We start from the raw sequence: 5,061 nt of genomic DNA on the forward strand, positions 1-5,061 counted from the left end.
CGTCAAGGGCCTGGTCGTCGGCCTGCCCGAGGTGACGCTGGGCCTGCTGCCGGGTGGCGGCGGCGTGACGCGCACGGTACGGATGTTCGGCATCCAGAACGCATTCATGAACATTCTTTCGCAGGGCACCCGGTTCAAGCCATCGCAGGCCAAGGAGAACGGCCTCGTCGACGAGCTGGTCGGCTCGGTCGACGAACTGGTGCCCGCCGCCAAGGCCTGGATCAAGGCCAACCCCGACTCGCACACCCAGCCGTGGGATGCCAAGGGCTACAAGATGCCTGGCGGCACTCCGTCCAGCCCAGCGCTGGCCGGAGTCCTGCCGTCGTTCCCGGCGCTGCTGAAAAAGCAGCTCAAGGGTGCGCCGATGCCCGCGCCGCGGGCCATCCTGGACGCGGCCGTCGAGGGTGCTCAGGTGGACTTCGATACCGCCAGCCGCATCGAGAGCCGCTACTTCACTTCACTGGTCACCGGTCAGGTCGCCAAGAACATGATCCAGGCGTTCTTCTTTGACCTGCAGCACATCAACGGCGGCGGGTCGCGTCCCGACGGCATCGCTCCGGTCAAGATCAACAAGATCGGTGTGCTCGGCGCGGGCATGATGGGCGCGGGCATCGCCTACGTATCGGCCAAGGCCGGGTATGACGTGGTACTCAAGGACGTCAGTATCGAGGCCGCGGAAAAGGGCAAGAACTACTCGGAAAAGCTTGAGGCCAAGGCACTTCAACGCGGCAAGACCACCGAGGAGAAGAGCAAGGCGCTGCTGGGCCGCATCACGCCGTCCGCCGACCCCGCCGACTTCAAGGGCGTCGACTTCGTCATCGAGGCGGTGTTTGAGAGCCAGGACCTCAAGCACAAGGTGTTCCAGGAGATCGAAGACGTCGTCGAGCCCAACGCGCTGCTCGGGTCGAACACGTCGACGCTGCCGATCACCGGTCTGGCGACCGGTGTCAAGCGGCAGGAAGACTTCATCGGGATCCACTTCTTCTCGCCGGTCGACAAGATGCCGCTGGTGGAAATCATCAAGGGCGAGAAGACATCTGACGAGGCGTTGGCCCGGGTCTTCGACTACACGTTGGCCATCGGCAAGACCCCGATCGTGGTCAACGACAGCCGCGGCTTCTTCACCAGCCGCGTCATCGGCACCTTTGTGAATGAGGCGCTCGCGATGCTCGGCGAGGGCGTGGAACCCGCCAGCATCGAGCACGCCGGTTCGCAGGCCGGCTACCCGGCGCCGCCGCTGCAGCTGTCCGACGAGCTCAACCTGGAGCTGATGCACAAGATCGCCGTCGCCAGCCGCAAGGGTATCGAGGACGCCGGCGGCAGCTACGAGCCGCACCCCGCGGAGGCGGTCGTCGAGAAGATGATCGAGATCGGCCGGCCCAGCCGCTTGAAGGGTGCCGGCTTCTACGAGTACGTCGACGGCAAGCGCACCGGGCTGTGGCCGGGCCTGCGCGAGACGTTCAAGTCGGGCTCGTCGGAGCCGCCGCTGCAGGACATGATCGACCGGATGCTGTTCGCCGAGGCGCTGGAAACCCAGAAGTGCCTTGACGAAAACGTGCTGATGTCCACGGCCGATGCCAACATCGGATCGATCATGGGCATCGGGTTCCCGCCATGGACCGGCGGCAGCGCGCAGTACATCACCGGCTATGAGGGCGCGCACGGCACGGGTAAGGAAGCTTTCGTCGCGCGGGCTCGCGAGTTGGCGGCCAAGTACGGGGATCGCTTCCTGCCGCCGGACTCGCTGAGCTGAGTTCGCGCTACGGCTTGCGCTGTAACAGGTAGCTGCGCGCCGCGAAGCCGGGCGCGAATGTGCTGGCGAGTCTGCCCTGAGGGATGATTCGTTCATCGGCCGCCGACAGTAGCGTCCACGCGGACGTGAATCGGCGCTCGATCTCTGCCTGGTCGATGCCCGCCGGCCCGACCCCGCCACCGCGTGTGAATCCGGCGATCGCTAGTCGTGCGCTCGGGGCTGCCGCGGCGGTGATCTCCTGGACATAGAGGTCGCGGTCGTGGTCGCTCATCCCGTGCAGGCAGCCGTTGTCCACGATCAACTCGAAGGGTCCCCTGATCCCCGCCTGGCTCAAATGTGTTACGTCAGCGTGGATGAAGTCGACCGCAGCGCCTGCGGCGCGGGCCTTGGTGCGCGCTTTTTCAAGCGCCTTCGGGGTGAAGTCAACGCCGGTGACGTGCCATCCGCTTTGGGCGAGATAGATCGACGTGTCTCCGGTGCCGCATCCGACGTCGAGTGCGGATCCCGGCGAGCGCCTGTCGGATCCCTCGACGAGTTCGCGCAGCGTCGCCGACCGCGGATGACCGTCCCACGGTGTAAGCCCGATCCCGTAGAGGATCCGAAACAATAACTGTCGAGAAGCCATTACCTCACCGTATTCCGCGGCGGTTTTTTACCGCTGATTAGTTGACAGCTCTCGCTGACCTAGGCGGCGCGCTGGAAGAGGTAGTACCGCGTCGGCGTCTTCTCGCGGTCTAGCTCCTGCTCTTCGCCGGCGGACACCAACGTCCAGCCGGACGCGAAACGCCGTTCCATCTCGGTGCGGTCGATGCCCCGCACGCCGAATCGTCCGCCGGGGATGAACGCCACGATCAGCAGCCGTGCATCGGGCGCCGCCACTGCGCTGACCTCGCGGACGTACGAGTCGCGGTCGTCGTCGTTCATGTTGTGCAGGCAGCCATTGTCGACAATCAGCTGCATCGGGCCGTTGATCCCGGCTTGACGTAAGTGGCGGACGTCGGCGTGGATGAAGTTGACGGTGATGTTGTCGACGCGTGCCTTGGCCCGGGCCTTCTCCAGCGCCGAGGGCACGAAGTCCACCGCCGTGACCTGCCAACCTCGCTTGGCCAGGTAGATGGAGGTGTCGCCGGTACCGCAACCAAGTTCGAGTGCGGCGGCCGCTGCCAACGCGGGCGAGCCTTGGGAGTCGTTGCCTTCGACCAGGTTTCGGAGACTCTGTGCCAGCGGGTGTCCGTCCCAGGGCGTGAACCCAAGCCGGTAAAACAGCCGGAAGAGGGTGTGCTTGGAGCCCAGAAGGTCAAGTTTCATGTTGGCTATGTTGCCAAACCGCGGGAGTAATCGGGCACCCGCATCGAGTCGTGCATCCGCAAGCTCTTGGTGTTCAACTTCGCGACCGTTCTGGTCAGCGATGCGGGCAGCATCGAGACCAGCTGCACGGCCTGGCGCATTGCCCAAGCCGCGGCACGGGACGAGGGAATGAGGCTTTTGGCGGCCCCGCGCGCAAAGGCGCGACTGCGCAGCACGGGTTCACGCATGGTGGATTCGTAGGCTGCGAACGCCGCCGCGTAATCGCCGCGTGCGCGGGCCAGTTCGCCGGCCAACACGTACGCGCCCACCACCGCGAGGCTGGTGCTCCCACCCACCGCGGGTCCGGGGCAGTACCCGGCGTCGCCGACCAGTGTGACCCGCCCGCTCGACCAGGTGTCGAGTTGCAACTGGGTGATCGAGTCGAAGTAGAACGACGGTGTCCGGTCGAGCTCATCCAGCCACCGGTTTACCTGCGGATCCATTCCAGTGAACGTGCCGCGGAGTAACTCCTTCTGCCGCTGAACATCTCGGTGGTGATACTGAAGTTCGTTCTTGCTGCGGAACATGAACAATGCGCGCGCGTCGTCCAGGTGCTCTGCGCTGTAGATCCCCGCGAGCCGGCCGGCGCCAAAGTGGACGACCATCTCGCCGTCGACCGAGAGTGCTTTCGGCGCCGACAGCACCGCCAGATACCCCCCGATGAACCGGGTTAGCCCGGCCTCGTCGCCGAAGACCAGGCTACGAACGTTTGAGTGCAACCCGTCGGCGCCGACGACAACGTCGAATTTGCGGGCTGCCGCGTGCTCGAATGTCGCCTCGCCATCAGGGGAGATAGCCGTGATCGAGTCGCCGAACAGATACTCGACGTGGTCGCGGCCGGCTTCGTAGTAGACCTCGCTGAGGTCGTCGCGCATGATCTCGACGTGCCGATCAGACGCGGCGCCAACGATCTTCGTGAGATCGATCCGTGCCGGTCGGCGCCCGCCCTCGCGGTACAGCCTCAGCGTGTCTGTTCCGGTGGCGAGCGCCTCGATGCGCGGCAAGACGCCCATCTTCGCCGAAATCTCCATCGACGGGCGGAACAGATCGACGGCATGGCCGCCGGTTTTGCGTAAGGTTGGTGCGCGCTCGACGACGGTGACGTCGAAATCGTTCCGGGTGAGCCAGTAGGCCAGCACCGGCCCGGCGATGCTGGCACCGGAGATGAGGATTCGCATCGCGTACCTCCCTGCTTACTTAACGATCGGTAAGTTTAGCACCGTCAGCTTACCTACCGGTAAGTCAGATAAGCTAGCGAGGTGAGTAGACCTCGCTCCGACACTCGCGAGCGCATCCAGGGTGTGGCCCGTGAACTGTTCGCGAGCCAAGGTGTGCAACGCACCAGCCTTCAGGACATCGCGGACAAGCTCGGAATCACCAAGCCGGCCTTGTACTACCACTTCACGTCCCGGGAGGACCTGGTCCGCAGCATCGTGCAACCGCTGATCGACGAGGGGGAGCGGTTCATCGCCGACCACGAACGCGCACCCGATGCGACCCCACGTGAATTGCTCGAGGGGTACTTCGACTATCACTATGCGCACCGCGGTGATCTGGTGTTGGTGGTCGCAGAGTTGACCACCCTGGCCGATCTCGGCCTGATCGACCAACTGCTTGCCTGGCGTGACCGGCTGGGGAAGCTGGTTTTCGGTCGGCGCCCCACGCTAGAGCAGTCAACCCGCGCGGTGATCGCCTTCGGCGGTCTGCAGGACTGCTGTCTGCAATTCCCGGACACGCCCTACGAGAAACTGCGGCGGGCCACCGTCGACGGAGCGCTGGCCGCCCTTGGAATCGACCAACCGGCGTCGGGCTAGAGTCCGAAGCTATGCGATTCGGACTCTTCATTCCACAGGGTTGGCGGATGGATCTGGTCGGGATTGACCCGGCCAAGCACTGGGCGGTGATGCGGGACCTGGCGGCCTACGCCGACGACGGCGCATGGGACTCGTTGTGGGTCTACG

The 5,061-nt window shown here is 64.8% G+C and carries 5 protein-coding genes and 1 pseudogene; 3 read left to right on the top strand and 3 right to left on the bottom strand.

Going from position 1 to position 5,061, the window contains the following annotated elements; genetic code table 11:
- On the top strand, positions 1-1,753 hold a 1,753-nt coding region (locus VNW74_RS02600), incomplete at its 5' end, for a 3-hydroxyacyl-CoA dehydrogenase NAD-binding domain-containing protein (RefSeq protein WP_325675051.1).
- A 7-nt stretch (positions 1,754-1,760) separates the two neighbouring features.
- Here the strand turns inward: VNW74_RS02600 and VNW74_RS02605 are convergent.
- From VNW74_RS02605 to VNW74_RS02615, 3 genes are read right to left on the bottom strand one after another with little or no spacing between them, the layout of a single operon-like run.
- Entirely contained in the window at positions 1,761-2,378 is a 618-nt protein-coding gene (locus VNW74_RS02605; RefSeq protein ID WP_325675052.1) for a class I SAM-dependent methyltransferase, read from the bottom strand.
- 59 nt (positions 2,379-2,437) lie between these two features.
- On the bottom strand, positions 2,438-3,046 hold the full coding sequence (locus VNW74_RS02610; protein WP_325675055.1) for a class I SAM-dependent methyltransferase: 609 nt from the start codon (positions 3,044-3,046) through the stop codon (positions 2,438-2,440).
- Positions 3,047-3,066: 20 nt separating this feature from the next.
- Positions 3,067-4,278: an FAD-dependent monooxygenase gene (locus tag VNW74_RS02615; RefSeq protein ID WP_325675053.1), complete on the bottom strand. Its 1,212-nt coding sequence runs from the start codon at positions 4,276-4,278 to the stop codon at positions 3,067-3,069.
- 81 nt (positions 4,279-4,359) lie between these two features.
- On the opposite strand from VNW74_RS02615, the gene VNW74_RS02620 reads away from it, so the two are divergent.
- Positions 4,360-4,914 carry a TetR/AcrR family transcriptional regulator gene (locus VNW74_RS02620; RefSeq protein ID WP_325675054.1) on the top strand — a complete coding sequence of 185 codons (555 nt, stop codon included), beginning with the start codon at positions 4,360-4,362 and terminating at the stop codon, positions 4,912-4,914.
- Positions 4,915-4,925: 11 nt separating this feature from the next.
- Positions 4,926-5,061: pseudogene (locus tag VNW74_RS02625) on the top strand (LLM class F420-dependent oxidoreductase); the annotation flags it as partial.

Source organism: Mycobacterium sp., from assembly GCF_035570115.1.
Taxonomy (GTDB): Bacteria; Actinomycetota; Actinomycetes; order Mycobacteriales; family Mycobacteriaceae; genus Mycobacterium.